The 24,778-nt window shown below is 72.4% G+C and carries 22 protein-coding genes and 1 riboswitch; of the genes, 6 read left to right on the top strand and 16 right to left on the bottom strand.

Annotated elements, in window-relative coordinates; genetic code table 11:
- Nucleotides 1-360 precede the first annotated feature (360 nt).
- Together B9W62_RS23085 and B9W62_RS23080 are read left to right on the top strand one after the other, a co-directional pair.
- Nucleotides 361-1,131, top strand: a complete 771-nt coding sequence (locus tag B9W62_RS23085) for an ABC transporter ATP-binding protein (RefSeq protein ID WP_087808956.1) — start codon at nt 361-363, stop codon at nt 1,129-1,131.
- A 126-nt stretch (nt 1,132-1,257) separates the two neighbouring features.
- Nucleotides 1,258-3,789 (top strand): ABC transporter permease, encoded by a 2,532-nt coding sequence (locus B9W62_RS23080; protein ID WP_087808955.1) that lies wholly within the window; start codon nt 1,258-1,260, stop codon nt 3,787-3,789.
- A 71-nt stretch (nt 3,790-3,860) separates the two neighbouring features.
- Here B9W62_RS23080 and B9W62_RS23075 read toward each other — a convergent pair whose 3' ends face one another.
- The 14 genes from B9W62_RS23075 to B9W62_RS23010 all read right to left on the bottom strand — a co-directional run bounded on the left by B9W62_RS23075 (nt 3,861) and on the right by B9W62_RS23010 (nt 20,773).
- Nucleotides 3,861-5,177, bottom strand: a complete 1,317-nt coding sequence (locus tag B9W62_RS23075; protein ID WP_087808954.1) for an SAM-dependent methyltransferase — start codon at nt 5,175-5,177, stop codon at nt 3,861-3,863.
- Nucleotides 5,178-5,446: 269 nt separating this feature from the next.
- A complete protein-coding gene (locus tag B9W62_RS23070) occupies nt 5,447-6,862 on the bottom strand; it encodes an NAD(P)/FAD-dependent oxidoreductase (RefSeq protein WP_087808953.1) in 1,416 nt (471 codons plus the stop codon).
- Between the two features lie 451 nt (nt 6,863-7,313).
- Nucleotides 7,314-8,279, bottom strand: coding sequence for a Ppx/GppA phosphatase family protein (locus B9W62_RS23065; protein ID WP_087808952.1), 966 nt, complete (start codon nt 8,277-8,279; stop codon nt 7,314-7,316).
- Nucleotides 8,276-8,836, bottom strand: coding sequence for a DUF501 domain-containing protein (locus tag B9W62_RS23060; protein ID WP_087808951.1), 561 nt, complete (start codon nt 8,834-8,836; stop codon nt 8,276-8,278). Before B9W62_RS23060 ends, B9W62_RS23065 begins: the two co-directional genes overlap by 4 nt.
- Nucleotides 8,837-8,912: 76 nt before the next feature.
- Nucleotides 8,913-9,395, bottom strand: coding sequence for a cell division protein DivIC (gene divIC / locus B9W62_RS23055; protein ID WP_087808950.1), 483 nt, complete (start codon nt 9,393-9,395; stop codon nt 8,913-8,915).
- Nucleotides 9,396-9,530: 135 nt separating this feature from the next.
- Nucleotides 9,531-10,811: a phosphopyruvate hydratase gene (gene eno, locus B9W62_RS23050; protein ID WP_087812048.1), complete on the bottom strand. Its 1,281-nt coding sequence runs from the start codon at nt 10,809-10,811 to the stop codon at nt 9,531-9,533.
- Between the two features lie 239 nt (nt 10,812-11,050).
- Nucleotides 11,051-11,779, bottom strand: a complete 729-nt coding sequence (gene rpfA / locus B9W62_RS23045) for a resuscitation-promoting factor protein RpfA (RefSeq protein ID WP_087808949.1) — start codon at nt 11,777-11,779, stop codon at nt 11,051-11,053.
- Nucleotides 11,780-11,782: 3 nt separating this feature from the next.
- A riboswitch (cyclic di-AMP (ydaO/yuaA leader) is annotated at nt 11,783-11,949 on the bottom strand.
- A 183-nt stretch (nt 11,950-12,132) separates the two neighbouring features.
- Nucleotides 12,133-13,125, bottom strand: a complete 993-nt coding sequence (locus tag B9W62_RS23040; RefSeq protein ID WP_087808948.1) for a transglycosylase family protein — start codon at nt 13,123-13,125, stop codon at nt 12,133-12,135.
- Nucleotides 13,126-13,268: 143 nt separating this feature from the next.
- Complete coding sequence (locus B9W62_RS23035; protein WP_087808947.1) at nt 13,269-14,588, bottom strand: cytochrome P450 family protein; 1,320 nt, start codon at nt 14,586-14,588, stop codon at nt 13,269-13,271.
- Nucleotides 14,585-15,562: a nucleoside triphosphate pyrophosphohydrolase gene (locus B9W62_RS23030; RefSeq protein ID WP_087808946.1), complete on the bottom strand. Its 978-nt coding sequence runs from the start codon at nt 15,560-15,562 to the stop codon at nt 14,585-14,587. Before B9W62_RS23030 ends, B9W62_RS23035 begins: the two co-directional genes overlap by 4 nt.
- Nucleotides 15,563-15,638: 76 nt before the next feature.
- A complete protein-coding gene (locus B9W62_RS23025; protein WP_087808945.1) occupies nt 15,639-16,292 on the bottom strand; it encodes a SurA N-terminal domain-containing protein in 654 nt (217 codons plus the stop codon).
- Nucleotides 16,293-16,443: 151 nt separating this feature from the next.
- Entirely contained in the window at nt 16,444-17,934 is a 1,491-nt protein-coding gene (pkaE, locus tag B9W62_RS23020; protein WP_373433743.1) for a serine/threonine protein kinase PkaE, read from the bottom strand.
- 38 nt (nt 17,935-17,972) lie between these two features.
- The gene (locus B9W62_RS23015) at nt 17,973-18,590 is read right to left on the bottom strand and encodes a hypothetical protein (protein ID WP_087808943.1); all 618 of its coding nucleotides are present in this window, start codon (nt 18,588-18,590) and stop codon (nt 17,973-17,975) included.
- 116 nt (nt 18,591-18,706) lie between these two features.
- Nucleotides 18,707-20,773 (bottom strand): N-6 DNA methylase, encoded by a 2,067-nt coding sequence (locus tag B9W62_RS23010; protein WP_087808942.1) that lies wholly within the window; start codon nt 20,771-20,773, stop codon nt 18,707-18,709.
- A 205-nt stretch (nt 20,774-20,978) separates the two neighbouring features.
- Here B9W62_RS23010 and B9W62_RS23005 point away from each other — a divergent pair, with 205 nt between their 5' ends.
- Nucleotides 20,979-21,476 carry a hypothetical protein gene (locus tag B9W62_RS23005; protein WP_087808941.1) on the top strand — a complete coding sequence of 166 codons (498 nt, stop codon included), beginning with the start codon at nt 20,979-20,981 and terminating at the stop codon, nt 21,474-21,476.
- A gap of 49 nt (nt 21,477-21,525) precedes the next feature.
- On the top strand, nt 21,526-22,434 hold the full coding sequence (locus B9W62_RS23000) for a hypothetical protein (RefSeq protein WP_087808940.1): 909 nt from the start codon (nt 21,526-21,528) through the stop codon (nt 22,432-22,434).
- A gap of 19 nt (nt 22,435-22,453) precedes the next feature.
- Here the strand turns inward: B9W62_RS23000 and B9W62_RS22995 are convergent, their stop codons facing one another.
- Nucleotides 22,454-22,879 carry a nuclear transport factor 2 family protein gene (locus B9W62_RS22995; RefSeq protein ID WP_087812047.1) on the bottom strand — a complete coding sequence of 142 codons (426 nt, stop codon included), beginning with the start codon at nt 22,877-22,879 and terminating at the stop codon, nt 22,454-22,456.
- Between the two features lie 101 nt (nt 22,880-22,980).
- Between B9W62_RS22995 and B9W62_RS22990 the strand changes: the two genes are divergently transcribed.
- Nucleotides 22,981-23,547: a TetR/AcrR family transcriptional regulator gene (locus B9W62_RS22990; protein ID WP_087808939.1), complete on the top strand. Its 567-nt coding sequence runs from the start codon at nt 22,981-22,983 to the stop codon at nt 23,545-23,547.
- 5 nt (nt 23,548-23,552) lie between these two features.
- Here the strand turns inward: B9W62_RS22990 and B9W62_RS22985 are convergent, their stop codons facing one another.
- Nucleotides 23,553-24,326: an HNH endonuclease family protein gene (locus tag B9W62_RS22985; RefSeq protein ID WP_087808938.1), complete on the bottom strand. Its 774-nt coding sequence runs from the start codon at nt 24,324-24,326 to the stop codon at nt 23,553-23,555.
- Nucleotides 24,327-24,472: 146 nt separating this feature from the next.
- On the opposite strand from B9W62_RS22985, the gene B9W62_RS22980 reads away from it, so the two are divergent.
- Nucleotides 24,473-24,670, top strand: coding sequence for an antitoxin (locus tag B9W62_RS22980; protein ID WP_087808937.1), 198 nt, complete (start codon nt 24,473-24,475; stop codon nt 24,668-24,670).
- Nucleotides 24,671-24,778 lie beyond the last annotated feature (108 nt).

Genomic DNA, 24,778 nt, shown 5'->3' with positions numbered 1-24,778 from the left:
GCGACGCTCCGCGCCGTATGCGGAATGACGGGATTTCACCGTCACGACGAGGGCGCCCGCCCTGTTCCCGCGCCGCCCCCGCACCACCCCCGCGCCACCCCCCGCTCCCCGGGCACGTCGCCGGTGCCGTCGGGGTCGGCCGTCATCCGCAGGTATGACACCGGCCCGCCCCGTCCGACCGAAGTCGCCCCCCTGAACCGGAACAGCGGCTGACTACACGGCGCCGTTCGGCCGGGACGATGGATGAAGTCCCCGAGCACACACCGTGCCGGCCGCACCCGCCGTGCCCACCGCACAGGCCGTGCCCACCGCACGCACCGTGCCGGCCGCACCCGCCGTACCGACAGGAGCGCCCTTCCCGTGACCACCGCACCCATCGCCGACCGGTCCACCCTCGTGGCCGCGCGCGCCACGGAGCTTTCCAAGATCTACGGCCAGGGCGAGACCCAGGTGGTCGCCCTGGACCGGGTCTCCATCGACTTCCGCCAGGCCGAGCTCACCGCGATCATGGGCCCCTCCGGCTCCGGCAAGTCCACGCTGATGCACTGCGTCGCGGGCCTGGACACCTTCTCGTCCGGCTCGGTGCGCATCGGCGAGACCGAGCTGGGCTCGCTCAAGGACAAGCAGCTCACCAAGTTGCGCCGGGACAAGATCGGCTTCATCTTCCAGGCGTTCAACCTGCTGCCGACGCTGACCGCGCTGGAGAACATCACCCTCCCGATGGACATCGCGGGCCGCAAGCCGGACAAGCAGTGGGTGGACTCCGTGATCGAGATGGTCGGGCTGTCCGGACGCCTCGGGCACCGGCCCGCCCAGCTCTCCGGCGGGCAGCAGCAGCGGGTCGCCGTGGCGCGGGCGCTGGCCTCCCGCCCGGAGATCATCTTCGGTGACGAGCCGACCGGAAACCTCGACTCCCGCTCCGGCGCCGAGGTGCTGGGCTTCCTGCGCAACTCGGTGCGGGAACTGGGCCAGACCGTGGTGATGGTGACCCACGACCCGGTGGCCGCCGCCTACGCGGACCGGGTGGTCTTCCTCGCGGACGGACGCATCGTCGACGAGGTGTACGGGCCGACGGCCGACTCGGTGCTCGACCGCATGAAGCGGTTCGACGCCAAGGGCCGCACCAGCTGACGTTCCCCGTCCGCGCCGTCCGCCCGTCCGCGCACCCCTCTGCACCTGGTCCGCGCCCCCGTCCGCGACCCGTCCGCCCCCGCCCCGTACCCCGTACGCCCGTACGTCTGGACAGAGAAGACCCCCATGTTCCGTACCGCCTTGCGCAACGTCTTCGCGCACAAGGCCAGGCTGTTGATGACCGTGCTCGCCGTGATGCTCGGCGTGGCGTTCGTGTCGGGCACCCTGGTCTTCGCCGACACCCTCTCCAACGCCTTCCGCAACCAGTCGGCGAAGAGCTACGACGACGTCGCCGTCGCCGTCACCTCGCACGCCGACCCGGACGACCCCAAGGTGGAGCCCGGCCTCTCCGGCGAGGTCCTCGACAAGATCTCCGCCGTGGACGGCGTCGCCGGGGTCTACGGCCGCGTGGAGGGCTTCGCCGGTGTCGCCGACCCCGACGGGAAGCTCATCGGCGTCGGCTGGTCCAACAAGGGCTCCAACTTCGCCCCCGGCAAGGACGGCAAGGACGCCGCCTACACCTTCACCGACGGCTCGGGCCCGGTGAAGGACGGCCAGATCGCCCTGGACGAGGAGTCCGCCGCCAAGGGCGAGTACCAGGTCGGCGACCGGGTGCGCGTCGCGACCAACGGCCCGGTGAAGGAGTACACCCTCAGCGGTGTGTTCACCACCGAGGACGGCGCCGTCAACGCGGGCGGCAGCCTCGTCCTGTTCGACACCGCCGTCGCCCAGAAGCAGTACCTCGCCCCGGGCTACTTCGAGGACGCCACCGTCACCGCGGCCCCCGGCGCCGACGACGCCAAGGTCCTGGCCGCGGTCGAGCCGCTGCTGCCGGACAGCGCCGAGGCCCGGACCGGCAAGGCGCTCGCCGACGAGCAGGCCGACCAGATCGAACAGGGCCTGGGCAACCTCAAGCAGGTCCTGCTCGGCTTCGCCGGCATCGCGCTGTTCGTCGGCATCTTCCTGATCTCCAACACCTTCACGATGCTGGTCGCCCAGCGCACCAAGGAGATCGCCCTGATGCGCGCCGTCGGCGCGTCCCGCAGGCAGATCACCCGCTCGGTGCTGGCCGAGGCCGCGCTGGTGGGCCTGGTGGCCTCGGCCGTCGGCTTCGCCCTCGGCGTCGGTCTGGCCGTCGGGCTGCGCTCCGGCATGGCCGCGGCCGACATGAAGATGCCGGACGGTCCGCTGGTCCTGTCCGCCACGCCGGTGGTCGCGGCGTTCGCGGTGGGCGTGCTGATCACGGTGTTCGCCGCCTGGCTGCCCGGCCGCCGGGCCGCGAAGATCCCGCCGGTGGCGGCCATGAACAGCGTCCACGCGGTGGCCACCACCAAGTCGCTGGTGGTGCGCAACTCCATCGGAGCGGCCATCACCGCCGCCGGTGCGGCGGGCATCGTGGCGGGCGCCTCGACCGGCGGCGACGACGGCCGGATGTACATCGGCGCGGGCGCGTTCCTCGCCCTGATCGGCGTGATCGTCCTGATCCCGCTGCTGTCCCGGCCCGTGATCGCTCTCGTCCGTCCGCTGCTCGCCGGGCCGTTCGGGGTGGCCGGCAAGCTGGCCGGCCAGAACGCGGTCCGCAACCCGCGCCGCACCGGCGCCACCGCTTCGGCGCTGGCGATCGGACTGACCCTGGTGACCGGCCTGTCGGTGCTCGGCGTCACGGTCGGCACGGCCATCGACAAGATGACCACGGACAACATCAAGGCCGACTACATGGTCTCGATGGCCAACGGCGGCGACCTCGACCGGTCCGCGCTGGCCGCACTGGAGAAGGCCGACGGCGTGTCCGCGGTGTCGCCGCAGCAGGACGCCTACTTCCGGGTCGACGGCGAGTACGTGTCCGCCTCCGCCGTCACCCCGGGCGACATCGAGAAGGTCCTGAACGTCGACGTCGTCAGCGGCAGCGCGGGCTCGCTCGCCGAGGGCCGGATCGCGGTCGCCGAGAAGACGGCCGAGAACAGGGGCTGGAAGCCCGGCGACACCGTCCCGGTCACCTTCGACGACGACGAGAAGGCGACGCTGACGGTCGGCGCCGTCTACAAGGACAGCGAGTTCCTCTCGCCCGTCCTCGTCGACCGGAAGGTCGTGGACCGGCACGAGGCGAAGCCGTCGATCCGGCAGATCTTCGTGAAGGTCGACGGCGGCCAGTCCGCGGCGAACGAGAAGGTCCTCGTCGACGCGCTCGGCGACAACCCCGCGATCACCGTGATGGACCGGCAGGACATCCGCGACGAGTTCGGCGGCGCCATCAACACCCTGCTGAACGTCATGTACGGCCTGCTGGCGATGGCCCTGATCATCGCGGTGCTCGGCGTCGTCAACACCCTCGCGATGTCCGTCTTCGAACGGCAGCAGGAGATCGGCATGCTGCGCGCGATCGGTCTGGACCGGCGCCGGGTGAAGCGGATGGTGCGGCTGGAGGCCGTCGTCATCTCGGTGTTCGGCGCGGTGGTCGGCATCGGTCTCGGCACGTTCCTCGGCTGGGCGATCGGCGAGACCGTCGCCGAGGAGATCCCGGGCTACGCACTGGTCCTGCCCTGGGACCGGATCGGGATCTTCGTGGTGCTGGCCGGCCTGGTGGGCGTCCTGGCCGCGATGTGGCCGGCCCGCAACGCCGCCCGCCTGAACATGCTGAACGCGATCAAGGCCGAGTGACCCCGCCGCGCCGCGGAACACCGAAGGGCCGGGCTCCCCGCACGGGGGTCCGGCCCTTCGGGTCGTGCGGGTCAGGCCTGGCCGGGCGCGCCCCACACGCGGGCCCGCAACGGCATCCCGGAGGCGCCCGAGTCGGGCGTCTTCACGGCGAGGACCTGGTTGACGCCGATCCGGTTGCGCTCGAAGGCGAGCGCGGAGGCGGCCATGTACAGCTGCCAGACCCGGGCGCGGCCGGGGCTGACGAGGCGGGTGGCCGTCGCCCAGTCGGACTCCAGGTTGGCGACCCAGCGGCGCAGCGTGAGCGCGTAGTGCTCGCGGATCGACTCCACGTCGCGCACCTCGAACCCGGCGCGTTCCAGCTGGGTGACGGTGGTGCCGACGGGGGCCAGTTCGCCGTCGGGGAAGACATAGGCGTCGATGAACGCGTCGACGCTGTAGGCGGACTCGTCCCGCTGGGGGCGGCGGGCGATCTGGTGGTTCAGCAGCCGTCCGCCGGGCTTGAGGAGCCGGTGCAGGTCGGTGGCGTACTCCAGGTAGCGCTCAGCGCCGACGTGTTCGGCCATGCCGATGGAGGAGATGGCGTCGTACGGCCCGTCCGCGACGTCCCGGTAGTCCTGGACGCGGATCTCCACCCGGTCGGTGAGGCCCTCGTCGGCGACGCGCTTGCGGGCGTAGGCGGCCTGCTCCTGGGAGAGGGTCACGCCGACGACGCTCACGCCGTGCTCGCGGGCCGCGTGGATCGCCATGGAGCCCCAGCCGCAGCCGACGTCGAGGAGGCGCTGACCGGGGCTCAGGTCCAGCTTGCGGCTGACGAGTTCGAGCTTGTCGCGCTGGGCGTCCTCCAGCGTGCCGCCCTCGGCCGGCGGGGCGGGCCAGTAGGCGCAGGAGTACACCATGGAGGGGCCGAGGACGAGTTCGTAGAAGTCGTTGCCGACGTCGTAGTGGTGGCTGATGGCCCGCTTGTCGCTGCGCTTGGTGTGCAGGTGGCCGCGGGCCCGGCGGACCTCCTCGGGCGGCGGGGCGGGCGGCAGCGGCGGGCCGGCGAGCTTCACCAGACCGCGTACGGCGGCCCGGACCTCCGGGTCGCGCAGCGCCTCGACCAGTCCGCGGGCGTCCTCGCCGCGCTCCCAGATGAGGCCGGCCATCAGGCCGAGGGCGGTGTAGAGGTCTCCGTCGACGTCGATGTCGCCGGCCACCCAGGCGCGGGCCAGGCCCAGTTCGCCCGGTTTGAACAGCAGGCGGCGCAGGGCCCTGCGGTTGCGGACGACGAGGGTCGGCGCGCCCGGCGGACCCGCCTGCGAACCGTCCCAGGCGCGGATGCGCACCGGGAGAGGTGCTCCCAGCAACTGTTCGAAGAGGTTCTGCAGCCGCAGCGCGGCGTCAGCCATGGCGTCCTCCGTGACGAGCGATCCCGGAATGTCCAACACCACGTAAACACCTGGGAGCCCGCCGTACAGTCCCCGGCGCGCGTTACGACTCGGCAAAATAGCTGTACACACCAACGGCCTTGTCGCCCGGGCGGCGCGGCACGCACGCGGCACGCACGCGGCACGCACGCAGCACGCACGCAGCACGAAGGGGCCGCCCGCACCACGGATGGCGGACGGCCCCTTCGGGGGTACTGCTGAGTACTGCTGCGGCCGGGAGCGGCGGGAGGTCAGGAGGCCTTGGCCTCGGTCTTCTCCTGCTTCGCGGCCTTCTCGCCCTGGTCGGCGGCCTTCGCCGCGGCGGGCTTCGGGGTCGGCTTGGCGGCCTCGTAGAACTCCTCGCGCGGGGTCTCCATCGCGCCGAGGGAGACGACCTCGCGCTTGAGGAACATGCCGAGCGTCCAGTCCGCGAAGACGCGGATCTTGCGGTTGAAGGTCGGCATCGCCATGCCGTGGTAGCCGCGGTGCATGTACCAGGCGAGGCGGCCCTTGAGCTTGATCTTCATCTTGCCCATGACGATCATCGCGACGCCCTTGTGCAGGCCGAGGCCCGCCACCGCGCCCTTGTTGGCGTGGCTGTACTCCTTCTGCGGGAAGCCCCGCATGCCGGAGATCACGTTGTCGCCGAGGACCTTGGCCTGGCGCAGCGCGTGCTGGGCGTTCGGCGGGCACCAGGCGTTCTCGTTGCCCGCCTTGCGGCCGACGAGGTCCGGCACCTGGGCGTTGTCGCCCGCGGCCCAGATGTAGTCGGTGCCCTGGACCTGGAGGGTCGCCTGGGTGTCGACGTGGCCTCGGGGGCCGAGCGGCAGGCCGAAGCGGGCCAGCGCCGGGTTGGGCTTGACGCCGGCCGTCCACACGATGGTGTTGGAGTCGACCTCCAGCCCGTTCTTCAGCACCACGTGGCCGTCGACGCAGGAGTCCATGGAGGTGGACAGGTAGACCTCGACACCGCGTCCCTCGAGGTGCTCCTTGCCGTACTGGCCGAGCTTGGGGCCGACCTCGGGGAGGATCTTGTCGGCGGCGTCCACGAGGATGAAGCGCATGTCCTCGCGGGAGACGTTGTTGTAGTACTTGGCCGCGTCGCGGGCCATGTCCTCGACCTCACCGATGGTCTCCGCGCCGGCGAAGCCGCCGCCGACGAAGACGAAGGTGAGCGCCTTGCGGCGGATCTCCTCGTCGGTGGTGGAGTCGGCCTTGTCCAGCTGCTCCAGGACGTGGTTGCGCAGGCCGATGGACTCCTCGATGCCCTTCATGCCGATGCCCTGCTCGGCGAGGCCGGGGATCGGGAAGGTGCGGGAGACCGCGCCCATCGCGATGACCAGGTAGTCGAAGGGCAGCTCGTACGCCTCGCCCACCAGGGGGGCGATCGTGGCGACCTTGCGGTCCTGGTCGATGGTGGTGACCCGGCCGGTGAGGACCTCCGCCTTCGGAAGCACGCGCCGCAGGGGGACGACGACGTGCCGCGGGGAGATGCTGCCGGCGGCGGCTTCGGGGAGGAAGGGCTGGTAGGTCATGTACGACCGCGGGTCGACGACGGTGACGGTCGCCTCGCCGTAACGCATCTTCTTCTGGATGCGTCGAGCTGCGTACAGGCCTACGTACCCACCGCCTACTACGAGGATCCTGGGACGCTCCGTGGTGCTCATGCCATCGAGTATCCACCCGGCTGAGGGGGGTGGTTCGTGCGCCCCTTCACAAGGTTCGGTGGAGGCTGTGCTACTATCCGCCGCCGACGTGACGGAGATCATGGCGGCCGGAGGAACCAGCGTGTAGGGCACCCCGTTGTCAATGCCGCGTGAGCTGCACCTCCGCGCCTCCGGGACGGTGGACCACCGGTCCGCGAGGGCCCTGTGGGACCCCTTCGCGACACCGACCTGAACACGTTCAAAGGGCAGTTGAAACCCCAAAAGGGTCAACGCACGCGCTTTTGTCGTCCGTCAGGGCCCAATTCCTTGTGAAGAACTTCACGAACTTTCCCGGCGGGGTCTCGCCGAGGGGCCCCGCCGGGCCCCCCGGCACCCGCTCAATCGTCGTCCGTCCTGCTCAGACCACTACCGCGCGCCCACCGCAGAGCGCCGCGCCGCCCGCGCGAGGGGGCTACGCGATCGACCAGGCGATCCCGTCGAGGATGTCGTGCTCGCTCACGACGACCTCCTCCGCGCCCGTCCGCTCCATGATCGCCAGCAGCGTCAGGGCCCCGGCCGCGATCACGTCGACCCGGCCCGGGTGCAGGGAGGGGACCGCCGCGCGCTCGGCGTGGGTGGAGGCCAGCAGCCAGTCGGTGATCTCCCGGACCCGGTCGCGGGAGACACGGGAGTGGTGGATGGCGGCCGAGTCGTACTCCGGCAGCTCCTGCGCGATCGCGGACACCGACGTCACCGACCCCGCGAGACCCACCAGCGTGCGCGCCTCGCGCAGCGGCACCGTCCGCTCGGCCAGGTCCAGGGCCGCCTCGATGTCGGCCCGCATCGCGGCGACCTGCTCCGCGGTGGGCGGGTCGGTCACCGCGCCGTCGCGCACCAGGTGCCGCTCGGTCATCCGCACGCAGCCGACGTCCACGGAGCGGGCGGCGCGCACGCGGTCGTCGCCGACGACGAACTCGGTGGAGCCGCCGCCGATGTCGACGACCAGGTACGGCTTGTCCAGATGGTCCCGCCCCGCCAGCTCCCGGGTGGCGCCGGTGAAGGAGAACTCGGCCTCCTGGTCGCCCGAGATGACCTCCGGCTCCACACCCAGGATGTCCAGCACGCCGCGCACGAAGTCGTCCCGGTTCTCCGCGTCGCGGGAGGCGGAGGTGGCCACGAAGCGCAGCCGCTCGGCGCCGTGCGCCTTGATGATCCCGGCGTACTCCCGGCAGGCGGCGAAGGTCCGCTCCAGCGCCTCGGGCGCCAGCCGTCCGGTGCGGTCGACGCCCTGGCCGAGCCGCACGATGGTCATACGGCGGTCCAGGTCGGTCAGCTCGGCCGTGGCCCCCGCGCCGGAGGCGCTGTCGGACACGGTGGCGTCGGCCACCAGGAGCCGGATGGAGTTCGTACCGCAGTCGACGGCGGCGACCCGGGTCACTGGGCGTCCTCCTGGCCGCTCTGGCCGCTCTGGCCGCTCTGGTCGGTGGGCGTCACGCACGGGCCCTTGCGCCACCACTCGGGCAGCATCGCGATCGCCTCGTCGCCCAGCGGGTTGACGCCGGGGCCGGCCGCCAGCGAGTGGGCGACCAGCACGTGCAGGCACTTCACCCGGTCCGGCATGCCGCCGGCGCTCGGGAAGCCGGTCAGCTCCTCGATCTCGTCGCGGCGCCGGACGTAGTCCTCGTGCGCCGCGCGGTAGGCGGCCGCCAGCTCCGGGTCGGTGGCCAGGCGCTCGGTCATCTCCTTCATCACGCCGTTCGCCTCCAGCGTGCCGATGGCGGAGGCCGCCTTCGGGCACGTCAGGTAGTACAGCGTGGGGAAGGGCGTGCCGTCGGGCAGCCGCGGCGCCGTCTCCACCACGTCGGGCTGCCCGCACGGGCAGCGGTGGGCGATGGCGCGCAGACCGCGCGGAGGGCGGCCGAGCTGCTGCTTGAAGGCCGCCACGTCCGCGTCGGTCGGCTCGGTGCGCGGGGTGGTCGGCGGGGGAGTCTGCATGACTGTCTTCTGCTGGTCTTCCTGTTGAGTCACTGCCGGAGCGGTCTGCGCCGCCGGTCCGGTCGGCGCGGCCGGTTCACTGCCGGCGGGCGGCGGCGTCGGCCTTGTCGACCCCGTCCCACACGTTCCGGTACCAGGGGCGGTCGGCGGCGCCGGCCTCGGCACGGGCCTGCTTGGCGGCGTCCGGGTCGACGACGACGAACCCCGTCTCCCCCGGCATCACGTAGTGCAGCCGCAGCCGGACCTGCTGCTCGGCGTAGGCGTCGTCCTGCCAGCGTGCCTTGAGGTCGCGCAGGTCCTCGACCCGCTGCCGGGTCTCCCGCTGCTCCCGCCGGAGATCGGCGATCTCGGCGCGCTGGGCGACGTACTGCCGTATCGGGTAGGCGAGCGCCACCACGAGCGAGCAGAGCACCATCGCGAGCAGCGCGGCCCGGCCGGTCAGCCGGGAGCGCCGGGCCTGGCGCTTGGTCTGCGAGCGGTAGACCCGGGCCGCGGTCTGCTCCCCGATGATCCGGATCCTGGTCGCGGTGGAGAAACGGTCCCGGTCCTTCACCGCCATGTGCCGCCTCCGTCTTCGTGCGTCGTCCTGCGCGCGTGGTCCGTGCTACGTGCGTACGTCCCCGCACACGGTACGGGACCGAGTACGGGGACGTACGTACGACGCTGCCTCTTACGGGGCCTTACCGGGTGGCGCTCAGCCCTTGAAGCGGGGGAAGGCGCTGCGGCCGGCGTACACCGCGGCGTCGTCGAGGATCTCCTCGATGCGCAGCAGCTGGTTGTACTTGGCGACGCGCTCGGAGCGGGCCGGGGCGCCGGTCTTGATCTGGCCGCAGTTGGTGGCGACGGCCAGGTCGGCGATGGTGACGTCCTCGGTCTCGCCGGAGCGGTGGGACATCATGCACTTGAAGCCGTTGCGCTGGGCCAGCTCGACGGCGTCCAGGGTCTCGGTCAGCGAACCGATCTGGTTGACCTTGACCAGCAGGGCGTTGGCCGAGTTCTCCTCGATGCCGCGGGCCAGGCGCTCCGGGTTGGTGACGAACAGGTCGTCGCCGACGAGCTGGACCTTGTCGCCGAGCTTGGCGGTGATGGTCTTCCAGCCGTCCCAGTCGTCCTCGAACAGCGGGTCCTCGATGGAGACCAGCGGGTACGCCTCGACCAGCTCGGCGTAGTACTCGGTCATCTCGGCGGCGGTGCGCTCCTTGCCCTCGAAGGTGTAGGAGCCGTCCTTGTAGAACTCGGACGCGGCGACGTCGAGCGCGAGGGCGATCTGCTCGCCGGGGGTGTAGCCGGCCTCCTTGACCGCCTCCAGGATGAGGTCGAGGGCCTCGCGGTTGGAGCCGAGGTTCGGGGCGAAGCCGCCCTCGTCGCCGAGGCCGGTGGCCAGGCCCTTCTTCTTCAGGACCTTCTTGAGGGTGTGGTAGACCTCGGCGCCCCAGCGCAGGGCCTCGGAGAAGGACTCCGCGCCGATCGGGGCGATCATGAACTCCTGGATGTCCACGTTGGAGTCGGCGTGCGAGCCGCCGTTCAGGATGTTCATCATCGGCACCGGCAGCAGGTGCGCGTTCGGGCCGCCCAGGTAGCGGAACAGCGGCAGGTCGCTGGCCTCGGAGGCGGCGTGGGCGACGGCGAGGGAGACGCCGAGGATGGCGTTGGCGCCGAGCGAGCCCTTGTTGTCGGTGGCGTCCAGGTCGAACATGGCCTGGTCGATCAGGCGCTGCTCGGTGGCGTCGTAGCCGACCAGCTCCGGGCCGATCTGCTCGATGACGGCGAGCACGGCCTTCTCGACGCCCTTGCCGAGGTAACGGCTCGCGTCGCCGTCGCGGAGTTCGATGGCCTCGAAGGCACCGGTGGAGGCGCCGGACGGAACGGCGGCACGACCCGTGCTGCCGTCGTCGAGGCCGACCTCGACCTCGACCGTGGGGTTGCCTCGGGAGTCCAGGATTTCCCGGGCTACGACGACGTCGATGGACGGCACGAGCATCTCCTTCTTCAATGTGACGCTTCGGTGTGACGCGCGGGTCCCGCGGGACCCGCGGCGGCTCTGCGGGACCGAGCCTAACCGGCTCCGGGCGATCGGCCAGCCGATCGCCCACCCGCTGGACAGAACCGAGAGTAAATTGTTTCCGAACGGAACAAAGGCGGAATGTGAAAATCCCGCCCCGGTGCGTACGGGGGAACACGCACCGGGGCGGGAGTCGCGGGGGCCGCCGCCGCTTACTTCAGGTGCAGCTGCTGGCCCGGGTAGATCAGGTCGGCGTCGTCGACGATGTCGTCGTTCAGCTTGAACAGCTTGGCCCAGCCGCCCTTGACGTCGTGCTCGTCGGCGATCGAGCTGAGGGTGTCGCCCTTGACGACCTTGTACTCGCCGTCGCCCTTCTCGACCTTCTTGCCGGTCGGGGTGGTGACGGTCTTCTTGGCGGGCTTCTCGGCCTTCGGCTCGGCGGCCGGACGCTCGGAGGAGCGGGAGGCCTTCTGCTCGGTGGAGCGCTCGGCGGTGGAGCCGCCGCTCTGGCTCTGCGAGCTCTCGGAGCTGCCGGAACCGCTGTCCTCGGAGCCGCCGCCGGTGTACGCGGCGCCCGACAGGCCGGTGCCGCAGACCGGCCAGGCACCCTTGCCCTGGCCCGCGAGCACCTTCTCGGCGATCTGGATCTGCTGGGACTTGCTCGCCTGGTCGGCGGTGGAGGCGTACTGCGTACCGCCGTAGGCGGCCCAGGTGGAGGCGGAGAACTGCAGACCGCCGTAGTAACCGTTGCCGGTGTTGATGGACCAGTTGCCGCCGGACTCGCACTGGGCGACGGCGTCCCACTCGGACGCGGTGGCGGCGGAGGCGTTGCCGGCCGCCATCAGCGGGGCGGCGACGGCGGCACCGGTGACGCCGGCGACGGCGATGACGCGGGTGGCCTTGGACGGACGACGGTGCTTGCCCTTGCCGGAAAACAGCATGGTTGATCCCCTCACCGACGCCTGCGAGGTGAGCTGTCGGGTTCGGGCCGGTTGAGTTGCCCGGCCGGGTTCCTCGCGGAACTCGGCTCCACCCCTAGCCGCTCCGGCTCAACTGCCCGGTGCGGCACTTACCTTGGGTCCCCCGCTCCTGCCTTCGGCGCTTGACGCGACGACTGTTCCCGTACGGCCGCTGGCAGGATTCGGCGTTGCGGCTGTCGGGGCCCGCGGTGGCGAGCGGTCATGACCGTAGACACGCGCTCCGCGGATTTTCAAAGACGATCACGGCTTCTGAGACCTATCTCTCACGAGATCCAAAAGGGACATACAGTCTCTAACCGTGACGCGAACTCCCCCTACTTTTCGCCCGATTCGCCCGTGACCGTGAGCGTCTGACCGGGCAGGATGTGGTCGGGGTCGGCGCCGACGACGGTCTCGTTGTCGGCGTACAGCGCGTGCCACCCGCCGTCGACCTCAAGGGAGTCGGCGATGGCCCAGAGAGTGTCGCCGGTGCGGACGACGTAACGGCCGTCCCCGGCCTCCCGCTCGTCACCGTCGCGCGAGGCGTGCCGGCCCGTCGCCGAGTCCGTACGGCCCTCTCCCGTCGCACCCTCGTCCGCACTGCCGCCGCGGTGCTTGCCGGAGCCGGACGAGCCCTCGGTGCCCTGCGGTTCGGCGCTGACGGAGGGGTCGGATTCGGCCGAAGTGTCCGGCTTGGCGGTTTGGTCCGCACCCTCGGACGAGGCGTCAGGCGACGCCGAGGAAGAGGCAGAAGAAGAGGGCGAAGGGGACGAAGAGGACGCTCCGGACGTCGACTCCGACGTGTCGGCCGCACCGGACGAGCCGGTCGATTCGGGCGTTTTGGTGGTCGTGGGCGTTTTGGACGACTTGGTGGTGTCCGTCTCCCCCGAGGCGTCCGTACCCTCCGACGCCCCGTCACCGGCCGCGTCCGAGCCGCCGCCCGCGACCCCGGAGTCGTTGCCCAGGCCGGCGAGCAGACCGCAGGTCGGCCAGGCGGCGATGCCCTGGTCCGCGTGCATCTTCTCGGCGATTCTTATCTGCTGGGAACGACTGGCCCGGTCGGCACTGGGGGCGTAGTCCAGGCCGCCGTACTGCTCCCAGGCCTCCTGGGACAGTTGCAGGCCGCCGTAGTAGCCGTTGCCGCTGTTCTGGCTCCAGGCGCCGCCGGTCTCGCACTCGGCCACCTGGTCCCAGGCCGCCGAGCCGGCCGCGTGGGCGCCGGTCGCGCCGAGCAGCGGAATCGCGATGGCAGAGCCGGTCACTCCGGCGGCGACGACCAGAGCGGGTGCCTGGCGGGGGCGGCGGTGACGACCGTTCCCGGAGAGCATGCGACGACCTTTCACAAGACGACGGGGACCACGCGGCGGATGACGCTCGACACCACGTTGATCCGTGAACGTATAGGGAGATCATCACTTGTCACAAGTTCATGCCGCGCAGATCACGTGAAGATCACAGAGTTGAGCGCGTGTCACTTTTGCGTCGGCGACGGACCGTTGCCGGCCGATGACGCGGGCGGGGTGAACGAGACGGGCAAGGTGCGCAGACCTCGCATGATGAGGCCGCCGCGCCACCGGAGTTCGGCCGGGTCCGCGGCCAGGCGGAGGTCCGGCAGCCGGGTCAGCAGCGTGGCCAGCGCCGTCTGCCCCTCCAGCCGGGCGAGCGGGGCGCCGAGGCAGTAGTGGATGCCGTGGCCGTACCCGAGGTGCTGGCTGTCGCGGCGGGCGAGGTCCAGGGTGTCCGGGTCGGTGAACCGCTCCGGGTCCCGGTCGGCGGCGGCCAGCACGACGAGGACGGGGTCGCCCGCCGCGACGTCCTGTCCGCCGATGGTCAGCGGCCGGGTGGCGAAGCGCCAGGTGGCCAGCTCCACCGGGCCGTCGTAGCGCAGGAGTTCCTCGACGCCGGTCTCCAGCAGGCCGCGCTCCCCGGCGGCCAGGGAGGTCTGGAGCCGCTCCCGCTGCTCGGGGTGGGTGAGCAGGGCGTACGTGCCGTTGCCCACGAGGTTGACCGTGGTCTCGAACCCTGCGAAGAGCAGGATGAAGGCCATGGCCGCGGCCTCGTTCTCGGTGAGGTGCTCACCGTGGTCGGAGGCGCGGATCAGGCCGGAGATGAGGTCCTCGCCGGGGGCGGGCTCGGGTGGCAGCGCGGCCCGCTTGCGGTGGATGAGGTCGGCGAGGTAGCCGCGCATCTTCTTCACCGACCGGGCTACACCGCCCCGCGGGCCCCCTTGGTGACGGATCATCATGCCCGCCCAGTCCCGGAAGTCGTCCTGGTCCTCGCGGGGGACGCCGAGCAGGTCGCAGATGGCGTAGATGGGCAGCGGGAAGGCGAAATCGTGGATCAGGTCGGCGGAGCCGGTGTCCGCGAACCGGTCGATGAGACCGTCGGCCAGCTCCTGCACCCGGGGCGCGAACTCGGCCACGCGACGCGGGGTGAACGCCTTGCTGACCAGCCGCCGCAGCCGGGTGTGGTCGGGCGGGTCGATGTTCAGCAGATGGGTCATCAGCTCGGCCTTCCGCTCCCCCGGAATGCCGGTCTTGCCCTTGGCGTGCGCGGGCTCGTCGTGGTGGGCCGGGTTCTTGGAGAGCCGCGGGTCGGCGAGGGCCTGCTTGGCGTCGGCGTACCGGGTGACCAGCCAGGCCTCCACTCCGCTGGGCAGCCGGGTGCGGTGCACGGGGGCGTGTTCGCGCAGCCAGGCGTAGGCGGGGTAGGGGTCGCTGGCGAACTCCCAGGTGAACAGCTCGGGGGCGGGGCCGGAGGCAGGGCCGGGGACGGCTGGGCGGCCGGTCATCCCTCGACCGCCCGGATCGCGTCCCGGTAGGCGCGGGCCGCCGCTCTCAGGGCCGCCTCGGGGTCGGTGCCCTCGGCCTCGGCGCGGGCGGCGAGGGCGAGGAGTTCGTAGCCGATGTCCTTGCCGGCGGGCAGCGGGACGTCGAGGCCGGCGGTGCGGACGCGGGAGTGGAGCTTGGCGGCGAGGGCGAGGCCGGGCTGGCCGAGGGGGACGCCCTCGGTGACCGAGGTGCGCTGCTTCTCGGCGGCCTTGGTGCGCAGCCAGTGCTCCCGGACCTCCTCGGGGGTGTCGGCCGTCTCGTCGCCGAAGACGTGCGGGTGGCGGTGGACGAGCTTGTCGACGATGGTGCCGGCCACGTCGTCGACGGAGAACGGCGCGTCGGGGTCCTCCTCGGCGATGCGGGCGTGGAAGACGACCTGGAGCAGCACGTCGCCCAGCTCCTCCCGCAGCTCGTCGCGGTCGCCGTCCTCGATGGCCTCGACGAGCTCGTACGCCTCCTCGATGGCGTACTTGGCCAGGCCCTTGTGGGTGCGCTGCGAGGACCAGGGGCATTCGAGGCGGATGCGGTCCATGACCTGGACGAGGTCGAGGAGGCGGGCGCCCGGAAGGTCGTAGGAGGCGGGAAGCAGTTCGAGGTCGGGCATCGCGACGCGGCCGGAGCCGGCGAGGCGGGCCAGGCCGTCGGTGAGCGCGGGGTCGCCCTCGCCGGTCGCGACGACCACCGCGGTGCGGCCGCCGGCGCAGGCGTCCACCAGCTCCTCGGCGGTCGGGGCCGCCTCGTCGACCGGGACGCCCGCCTCGCGCAGGTACGGCAGCTGCGGGTGGGCTCCGTCGGCGCACAGGACGCGGTCGGCGGTGCGCAGGGCCTGCCAGGCGGGCCAGGACAGCAGGCCGGGGGCGACGCGGTGGCTGGTGGTGAGCAGGACGATGCGGCCCTGGTCGGGGGCGGTCGGACCGGCGGTGGTTGCGTTCACTCCCCGAACCTAACGCACCCGGCCGACGGCCCCCCGAGTTGTCCACAGGGGGCCGTATCGCCGCTGCTCAGGGGCGTTACGCCGGCTGCTGGGACCCCGCCGCGGTGATCTCCCGCACCCAGGGCGTCCGGGTGTCGACGCGGCTGCTCTTCTGGACGTCCCAGGTGCCGTAGCGCGGGTTGAGATCGACGTCGAGCTTCTTGGAGGCGTCGGACAGGGCCTGCCAGAACTCGGGCCTGCTGGTGTCGGTGCCGAGGCTCTGGGCGAGCTTCTGGGCCTCGATCTGCACGGAGAGGTTGTCGTCGAGGCGGTCGGGGGCGACGCCGTACTGCTGGAGCCAGACGGTCTCCAGCTGCTCGGGGCCGCCGGCCTGCCCCTCCAGCTCGCCGCGCATGTCCTGCACCTCCTTGCGGCTGACGGTCACACCGGCGTCCTGGGCAGCGCGGTGCAGGACCCGGTCGAGGACCATGCCGTGCAGGGTGTCGCGGGTGAGGGTGCCGGTGCGGGCGACGACCTGCTGGTACTGGGTGTCGTCCGGGACGGCGGCGCGCTGGGCCTCGCGCACCTCGTCGACGCGGTTCTCCAGCTGGGCGACGGTGATCCGCTGGTCGCCGACGACGGCCGCCGCGCCCGGATGCGCGTCGCTGCCGCAGGCGGTGAGCAGGGGTGCCGCTGCGGCGATCGCGGCGGTGAGGAGAAGCGCGGGGCGACGGCGGCTGCGGCGGTGCAAGGGAACCTCCCGTTTGGAGATTGTGCGACGGTGCACAAAGTCTTGCGATGATCGATGTTAGGCAGTGGCCCGGCTCTGGCCAACCCATTGGACCAACGATTCATCAGGACTTCGGGCACCGCCTCGGGCCCGGCCCGCGTGGCGGCGGTGGTCAGCCGTGCATCCGGCCCAGCCACTGGAGCGTGCGCCGGATGTCGGCGGCGAGCGGGTGGCCGGGACCGTGGACGCGCTCCACGTCGTGCAGCAGCCGGACCAGCGTGTCGTGGGCGGCGGCGCGGTCGCCGAGGGCGAGCAGCAGGTGGCCGATGCGGCGGCGCACGTCGTGGGCGAGGTCGGGGTCGCCGGCGACGTACTGGTTCTCGTAGTACGGCAGCAGCGCCCGGTACTCGGCGAGGGCGGCGGCCGGTTCGCCGAGCTGTTCCAGGCACTGGGCGGCGTCGTAGCGGTGGCGCAGGGACTGCGGGTCGGCCTGGCCGGCCTCGGCGGCGCGTTCGTCGGCGAGGCGGCGCAGTTCGGGCAGGGCGCGCCGGTACTGGCCGTCGTCCATGAGGGTCGCCGCGTACTGCTTGCGCAGGGTGCGCACGACCGGGGAGCGTTCGCCGTGCTGCTCGGCGGCGGCGGGCAGGATCCCGCCGAGGATGTCGACGGCCTGGGTGATGCGGCCCTCGCCGAGCAGGCGCTTGACGTCGTCGACGGCGCGTGCGACGTCCGGCTTCTCGGCCTCGGCGGCGGCCGGTACGGGCGCCGGCTGCGGCGCCGGGGTGCGGGCGCGGTCGGGCCAGGGGGCGTGCGGGCGCACGAAGGGCCGGGTGGGGTCCAGGGGGCCGCCGGTGGGCATGCCGCGGGCGGGCAGCAGCAGCGCGAGGTGCTCGTAGACCTCCTGCGCGGAGTCGGGGCGGTGCTGCGGGTCCTTGGCCAGCAGGCGCAGGACCAGGGCTTCGAGTGCCTCGGGGATCTCCGGGCGGATGCGGCGCACGGGCAGCGGGGGCTCGTACAGGTGCCGGTGCAGGACGCCGAGGGCCGTCGACCCGGCGAACGGCACGTCGCCGCTGAGCAGTTCGTGCAGGAGTACGCCGAGTGCGTAGAGGTCGGTGTACGGGCCGACGGCGCCGCCCATGGCCTGCTCGGGTGCCATGTAGGCGGGCGAGCCGATGGGGGTGCCGGTGTGGGTGAGGCGGGTGGTGTCGGCGTCCATGACGGAGGCGACGCCGAGGTCGAGGACGGTGACGGTGCCGTCCTGCTTGACCATGACGTTGCGCGGCTTGAGGTCGCGGTGGACGATCGGCACGGCGTGCACGGCGCTGAGTACGGCGCACAGTTGCGCGGCGACGGCGACGGACCACTGCCAGGGGTAGGGCTCGTGCTCGGCGAGGTGGTCGGAGAGGTCGGCGCCGTCGACGTACTGCATGACGAGGAACAGCTCCTCGCCCTCGCTGCCCGCGTCGTGCACCGTGACCAGGCCGGGGTGGTCGACCTGTGCGGTGATCCGGCACTCGCGCACGAACCGGCGGCGCAGTTCGTCGGCCTCCGCTCCGGCCACCTTGTCGGGGCGCAGCAGCTTCACCGCCACGCGCCGGTCCAGGCGCCGGTCGTAGGCCGTCCAGACCTGTCCCATGCCGCCCTGGCCGATGAGCGTGGACAGCTCGTACCGGCCGGCGACGACGCGTCCCGCCGACACGGTCACCGTCCGCCCTGGTGGCCGCCGTCGCGGCCGTCGTGGTTGCGCAGGTAGTCGCTGAGCTCGTCGAGTTCGGCGCGGACCTGGTCGATGCGGGCGGGCGCCGGGTGGTGCTGCGGCGGTGGGGCCTGGTACGGCGGGACCGGCGCCTGCACGGGCGCGGGAGCGGGTGCCGGGGCCGGGGAGGGGGCCGGGGTGTAGGGGTACGAGGGCTGCGGGTGTCCGTATCCGGCCGCCGGTGGCGGCGGCATCGGGACGAGGTGGCCGGGGTGGGGCGGCCGCCGGTGGTGGCGGATGTCCGCGTAGAGGAAGTACCCGGCGCAGGCGCAGGCGTTGACCAGCAGGATGATCATTCCGGTGGTGCCGGCCGGGGTGCTGAAGTCGTCGGTGTCGTCGGTGGCCAGGAAGCAGAAGCTGACCACCAGGGCGGCGGCGGTCGCGGCGAAGACCCACCAGTCGCGCGGCCGCCGGCTCACGACGGCCGCGTACAGCGTCGATATCCAGGCGAGGAACCCGATGCTCAGCAGGGCCAGGGCCACGAAGAAGACGCGCAGCAGGACCAGCACCGCGGTCCGGGGGCGGCGCGGCGGCGGTGGCGGCGCATAGCCGTGGCCGTGCATGACTTCTCCTGGGGACCTGACGAGACGGACGTGCGCCGGGCGACCGGTGCGGAGTCGAGCGTATAGGCCGACACGGACAACGGGCCCCGGGTTGTACCGAACCGTTGTCGTCCTGGTCACTCGGCCCGCGCGGGCGGCTCAGCCGGGGCGACCGTGCCGTCGGTGAGCCCGTCGTACATGCCGCGCACCAACTGCTCCCCCAGGCGGCCCGCGAGCCGCAGCGCGCGCTCGAACTCGTCGAGGGCGCGGAAGCGGTCGCCGTAGCCGCGCTGGGCGTCGAGGGGCAGCCGCGGCAGCTGGAGGCGCCGCACGTCGAGACGGGTGGCGGTGGAGGCGTGGCTGCTGGCCCGCCGGTGGTTGGCGGTGCCGCGCAGGAACCCGGCGAGGAACCAGGGGTCGAGGGCGGTGGGGTCCGGGCGCAGAAGCACGAGGTTGCGCCCCAGCGCGGCGCCCGCCGTGGCGTCGTCGATCACGCGCGCGACGGAGCCGCCGCCGAGGACGGGCACGACCACGTCACCGGGTTCGGTCAGGACGGGTTCCTCGTCGGCCTCCGGGAGGGTGCCGGAGGGGCCGGTGCCGGTGAGGACGTCGTGGTCGGTGAGCAGGGGTACGCGCGCGTGGCCGCCGTTCGTCCCGGTGCGCAGGGTGAGGGCGCCGCCGCGGGCGAGTTCGCCGACGGTGGTGAGCGGACGGCGGGGCGCGGCGCTCTTGGCGGAGGGGGGCTCGGGGGTCAGTTCCGCGGTCAGCCGCAGGGTGTCGTCCAGGCGTTCGCGCACCTCCGTGAGCCGTCCGGTGTCGCCGGTGGCGCCGGGGGGCGGCAGGTGGCGGGCGGGGGCCAGGTCGACGTCGTCGTCGAGGAGTTCGATGACGGGCAGACAGCGGGCCGGCCCCGGCCGTCCGTCGAGCCGTCCGGTGCGGTCGAAGTCGCTCCAGGCGTCGAGCACGGCCTCCCGCACGGACCGCCAGTCCGGTCCGCCGCGCCCCTCACCGGCGAACTGCCCGGTGTCCGCGAGCAGGAGCCCGGGCTGTGCGGGCGCCCGCTCGGGCCGGCGCAGCACCCACAGGTGCAGGGGCAGGTTGTACGGGGGTGCCGCGCCGGCCGGCAGAGCGATCACGGCGCGCAGTGCGCCCCGGCGCAGCAGGTCGGCGCGGACCCGGCGGCCGGAGCGGCGGGAGGCCGCGGCGGGCGGCATGAGGACGACGACGGTGCCGCCGTCCCTGACCCCGGCCAGAGCGTGCTGCACCCAGGCCAGTTCGGACTCGGTGCGGGCCGGGAAGCCGTACTCCCAGCGGGGGTCGTAGGCGAGTTCGTCGTGCCCCCAGTTGCGCTCGTTGAACGGCGGATGGCACAGCGCGGCGTCGGCGCGCAGGCCGGGGCGGGCGTCCGCGCGCAGGCTGTCTCCCGCGGCGATCCGCACGGCGGCGTCCGTGCTCAGGGCGAGCCGCAGCGCGGTGAGCGCGGCCAGTACGGGGTCGCTGTCCTGGCCGTACAGCTCCTGACCGGGCCGGGCGGTGCCGGCGGCGGTGGCCGCGCGGAGCAGGGTTCCGGTGCCGCAGGCGGGGTCGAGGACCGTGCGGGCGGGGCCCGCGAGTTCCGCCATCAGCTCGGCGAGGGGGTCCGGGGTGAGGGTGTACTGCCGCGGGTTGGCGTCGAGGTGCCGGCCGAGCAGGAACTCGTAGGCCTTGCGGGCGCCCGGTCCGGCGGCGAGTTCCGCGGCGCCGCGCAGGAGCGGTGCGGAGGGGAGCAGGCTGGGGCCGGCCGGGGTGGTGACGGCACGCTCGGGGCCGGGACCGAAGCGGGCGTCGAGTACCTGGTCGAGGGCGGCGGGCAGCAGATCGGCGAGGCGTTCGTCGGAGCCGGCGCTCGCCTCCAGCCAGAGGGTCGGGCGGTCGTGGACGAGCAGGAGGGCGCAGCCGGCGTGCACCAGGGCGGCGGCCGGTCCCTCGGGGTGGCCGGCGAGTTGCTGCCAGACGCGTTCACGTGGGGGGACCTCGGCGAGTTTTCCCTGGGCGCGCAGCCAGGCCTCGACGTCGGCGAGGGCGAAGGACGGGCTGGTCTCGGTGCCGCCGACCGGTCTGGGGAAGTCCGCGTGGCGGCGGCGCCAGTTGCTGACGGCGGCCCGGCCAACGCCGGCGAGCCGGGCGATCCCGGCGGCGGTCACCTCTGTCCCGTTGTCCTGCACGGTCGGGCCCCCTCGTCCTGGTGTGTGATGCCGATCCTACCGATGCGGCGAGGCCCAGCCCGATTCACATCGTGTACTGACCACTCCACGTGAACCGTGTTGACTCGGTTCACAAGCTCTGGTCTTATTGACGCATCGGACCGGCCGAGGCGACGGGCTTCGGTTCACGGTCGACCGATCTGTCTCTGGGGAGAGGACTGACGTCATGGGGATGAAGACCAAGATCGCGCTGGGTGCCGTGGTGGGGATCGCCGTCATCGGCGCGCTGTCGGCGAACGCGGGCGACGGGGACGGCGAGGCCAAGAGCGACAACCGGACCTCGGCGAGCGCGGGCGAGAAGGCGGGCGGCGAGAAGGCGGACGGCGCGAAGACGGACGGCGCGTCCGACGCGAAGCCCGCCGAGGACAAGGCCGAGGAAAAGGCGTCCCAGGCCGAGCAGTTCAAGGCGTTCGTGCAGAAGAACGGGACGCCCAAGGAGAAGGACGCCGTCTCCCACGTCACCAAGGTGCAGGGCGCCGACGAGCAGAACGACATCCTCGACGCCGCCGACGTCTACACCGACTTCACCGGCGGCATCATGGGCGAGGGCACGGCCCCGGCCAAGCTCATCGCCTCCGCGTTCGCCGACTGGAAGGACAGCGAGAACGGCCTCGTCACGATCTACGATGCCGACGGCGAACTGCTCGGCAACGGCCAGTTCTGAGCGCCGTACCGGGCGCACTCTTCACCAAGAATCCCTGGGGGGATCCACCATGCGCCGTCGCGCGCGCCGTACCGCACTCACCGCTCTCCTGCTCGCCGCGGGCGCCACCGCCTGCCTGACCGGCTGCCAGTCGGACCAGGGGGGCGACGGCGCGTCCGACGGGGCCGCCCGGTCCGCGGCGTCCGGCGGGTCGGCGACCGCGTCGCCTGCCGCCTCCGCGCCCGGCTCGACCGCGGCTCCGGCGGAGGCGTCCGCATCGGCGTCGGCATCGGCATCGGACGAGCCGTTCGCCGGGCTGACCGGCGAGGAGATCTCCGAGCAGGCCCGGATAGCCACCACCGGGGCACGCTCACTGCACTTGACCGGCAGTGTCCCGGACGAGGAGAGCGGCGGCTCCCTGAATCTCGACGTCGCCCTGGACCGGAAGGGCGGATGCACCGGGACGATGGGCGTGGACGGCCAGGGCGAGATCGAGTTGATCAGGACCGGCGACACCCTCTACGTCAAGTTCGACAAGCAGTTCCTGCGGACCCTGGACAAGGGCGAGCCGCAGGCCGGCAACGACGCTCTGGCGGCCCTGCTGGCCGGACGGTGGACGAGCATGCCCGCCGACGGACCGGACGCGAAGGCGATGACCGGTTTCTGCGACCTGGACATGCTGCTGGACGACGGCGGGGAAGGCGGTGACGACACAGGGGCAAAGCTGACCCGCGGCAAGGTCACCACCGTCGACGGCGCCCCGGCGATCACCCTGCACGAGACGACCGGCTCGCACCGCACCACGCTGTACGTCGCCACGGAGGGCAAGCCGTTCCTGCTGCGCGTGGTGAACGGGTCCGGGCAGGAGTCCTTCTCCCTCTCCCTCACCGGGTTCAACGAGCCGGTGCCCGCCAAGGCCCCCTCCGGTGAGGTCATCGACCTGGACGGCCTGGACGACCTGGACGGGATGGCCACCTGAGCCGCAGGAGCCGGGTCCTTCACCCCCGGGCCGCGGCGACCCCGAAGCCGTCCACGTAGTCGCGGGCCCGGGCGATCAGCCCGTCGCGCACGTGGAGCACGAGGAGGCCGGGGACGGTGAACCCGGTGCGCGCGGGAGGCACCGCCCCCACGACGACGTGCTCGGCGACGATCACTCCGGGACGGGCGGTCTCGTGGACCGCGACCTCCCTGACCTCCTCCACCCGGGCGGGGCTGGCGCCCCAGGCGGCGCGGTACCCGGACCGGACGGCCTCGCGCCCCTCGAAGTGCCCGGGGAAGCCGGGCGCGGTGAACGGAAACTCGTGCACCGCGTCCACGGCGTACAGATCGGCGAGGTCGTCCGCGGACTTGTCGAGCATGGCCCGGTAGTAGCGGGCCAGCACCTCGCGCGGGGTGCGAACAGCGGGCGCGTCCGAAGGCGCCATGATGACCACTCCACTCACTCAACAACTGTTGACCCAACCACCGTAGAGCCGCACACCGGTTCGGTCAACAAGTGTTGAGCGAACGGCGGTAGAGTGGACCAGTGCCCACGCCCCACCAGTCCCGCGCAGACCGCCGCCGAGCGACCGAGGCCCGCATCCTCAACGGCGCCCGGGAGCTGTTCGCCGAGCGGGGCTTCGACCGCACCACCATCCGCGCCGTGGCGACCTCGGCGGGCGTCGACCCGGCCCTGGTCATGCAGTACTTCGGCTCGAAGCGGGAGCTGTTCACCGCGGCCGTACGGGCGGCACCCGCGCCGCCGCCGGACGCGGGCCCCGACACACTCGTCGATCAGCTGCTGGCCACGCTCGGTCTCAAGCTCGGCGGCCTGCCCGAGGGGACGCTGGCGATGATGCGCTCCATGCTCACCGACCCGGCGGCGGCCGACCACGCCCGGGCGGCGCTCGGCCGGCAGATCGACGGCATCGGCGCCGCCCTGCCCGCGGACGCGGACCCGGAACTGCGCGCGGCGCTGGTCGTCAGCACCCTGCTGGGCGTCTCCGTCGGACACCAGCTGCTCGGTCTGTCACCCCTGCGGGAGGCCTCGGCCGACCGGATCGCGGCGCTGCTCCGCCCCGCCCTCGCGGCACTGACGACACCGGCGCCGTAGCCGCGTCAGCCCTGACACTGCTTCGACATCATCGCCCGGTCCGCCTCGGTCACCGCCAGCTCGTACTTGACGGCGACCTGGGCGAAGCGGACGGCGTACGCGCACCGGACCGACTTGGCGGGCGGCAGCCAGGTGGCCGGCCCGGAGTCGCGCTTGGCGGAGTTGGCACGGCCCTCGACGGGGAGGAGGTTGAGCGGGTCGTTGGCCAGCTGCTCGCGTTTGTTCTCCGGCCAGCGCGAGGAGCCCATCTGCCAGCTGTAGGACAGCGGCACGACGTGGTCGATCTGGACCTCGCTCGCCTTCTGCTTGCGCCAGTCGATGCTCGTCCCGGTGTACGGGTCGTCCAGTGTCATCGCGATGACCACGCAGTCCGAGCCGGACTTGAAGCGGACCTCCTGGCCGTCGCGTTTGAGCAGGTCGTTGCGGGTGTCGCAGCCGTTGCGGGCGAGCGGGACGCCGTCGGCGGTGTCCATCCAGGCGTAGCCGAACTCGTCGCGGTCGTAGCCCGTCTTCGGGCCGCGCCCCTTGGTCCGCAGACCGTCGATCAGCTTGCGGGCCGTCGCCCGCGGACCGTCGCCCGCGACCGGGGCGAGACCCGGTGCCGTGCCGTCCGGGTTGTCCAGCGGGCTGACGGCGTGGCCGGCGGCGGGGGCCTCGGCGCCGCCGCCCGAGGCGGGGGCGCCGCCGTCCGCCTCCAGACCTTCGCAGCCGGTCACCAGGGCCAGGGCGAGGGCCGCCCCCGCGGCCCATCCGGTACGGATCCTGTCGTGCCGCCTCATGCGCGCCCCTCCCCTTGCCGTTCGCGGCAACCACCGTAGCGAGGGAGCGGTCCTGACCATACGGTGCCTTAGGTGGGCGTTAGTGGGCACACGAGACATATCTGTCGTACGGTCGACAGTGAGTCACGTCTCGGAAGGAGCTCTGCATGGGCATCCTCGACAAGATGAAGAGCATGGCCGGCAAGGACAAGGACAAGTCAAGGAAGATGTCCGACGCCGCCGAACGCCAGGTCAACCAGAGGACCGGCGGCAAGTACGAGAAGCAGGTCGACGCCGCGCAGCAGCAGGCCGAGGGCAAGATGGGCTTCGGGCGCGAGCAGGGCGGCGGCCGGGAGCAGCAGTAGCCGCTCCCCGCAACCCGACACGTCGACGCCGTCCACGGAACTGTCCCCGTGGACGGCGTCGACGCGTTCGGACCGCGGGCGGCTGGACGGGCCACCGGCGGCGCGCCT

The sequence above is a fragment of the Streptomyces sp. CS113 genome (genome assembly GCF_002188365.1).
In the GTDB taxonomy this organism is placed as follows: domain Bacteria; phylum Actinomycetota; class Actinomycetes; order Streptomycetales; family Streptomycetaceae; genus Streptomyces; species Streptomyces tendae.
The sequence above is the reverse complement of the archived record's forward strand: the minus strand, read 5'-3'. Positions and strand labels throughout refer to the sequence as shown.

Excerpts from the sequence above, each read along its gene's own strand:
- B9W62_RS23035 (WP_087808947.1), bottom strand. The coding sequence starts at position 14,588 with ATGACCGGCCGCCCAGCCGTCCCCGGCCCTGCCTCCGGCCCCGCCCCC.
- B9W62_RS23060 (WP_087808951.1), bottom strand. The coding sequence starts at position 8,836 with ATGCAGACTCCCCCGCCGACCACCCCGCGCACCGAGCCGACCGACGCG.
- divIC (WP_087808950.1), bottom strand. The coding sequence starts at position 9,395 with ATGGCGGTGAAGGACCGGGACCGTTTCTCCACCGCGACCAGGATCCGG.
- B9W62_RS22995 (WP_087812047.1), bottom strand. The coding sequence starts at position 22,879 with ATGGCGCCTTCGGACGCGCCCGCTGTTCGCACCCCGCGCGAGGTGCTG.
- B9W62_RS23075 (WP_087808954.1), bottom strand. The coding sequence starts at position 5,177 with ATGGCTGACGCCGCGCTGCGGCTGCAGAACCTCTTCGAACAGTTGCTG.
- B9W62_RS23080 (WP_087808955.1), top strand. The coding sequence starts at position 1,258 with ATGTTCCGTACCGCCTTGCGCAACGTCTTCGCGCACAAGGCCAGGCTG.
- rpfA (WP_087808949.1), bottom strand. The coding sequence starts at position 11,779 with ATGCTGTTTTCCGGCAAGGGCAAGCACCGTCGTCCGTCCAAGGCCACC.
- B9W62_RS23000 (WP_087808940.1), top strand. The coding sequence starts at position 21,526 with ATGCGCCGTCGCGCGCGCCGTACCGCACTCACCGCTCTCCTGCTCGCC.
- B9W62_RS22980 (WP_087808937.1), top strand. The coding sequence starts at position 24,473 with ATGGGCATCCTCGACAAGATGAAGAGCATGGCCGGCAAGGACAAGGAC.
- B9W62_RS23005 (WP_087808941.1), top strand. The coding sequence starts at position 20,979 with ATGGGGATGAAGACCAAGATCGCGCTGGGTGCCGTGGTGGGGATCGCC.
- B9W62_RS23040 (WP_087808948.1), bottom strand. The coding sequence starts at position 13,125 with ATGCTCTCCGGGAACGGTCGTCACCGCCGCCCCCGCCAGGCACCCGCT.
- B9W62_RS23015 (WP_087808943.1), bottom strand. The coding sequence starts at position 18,590 with ATGCACGGCCACGGCTATGCGCCGCCACCGCCGCCGCGCCGCCCCCGG.
- B9W62_RS23070 (WP_087808953.1), bottom strand. The coding sequence starts at position 6,862 with ATGAGCACCACGGAGCGTCCCAGGATCCTCGTAGTAGGCGGTGGGTAC.
- B9W62_RS22985 (WP_087808938.1), bottom strand. The coding sequence starts at position 24,326 with ATGAGGCGGCACGACAGGATCCGTACCGGATGGGCCGCGGGGGCGGCC.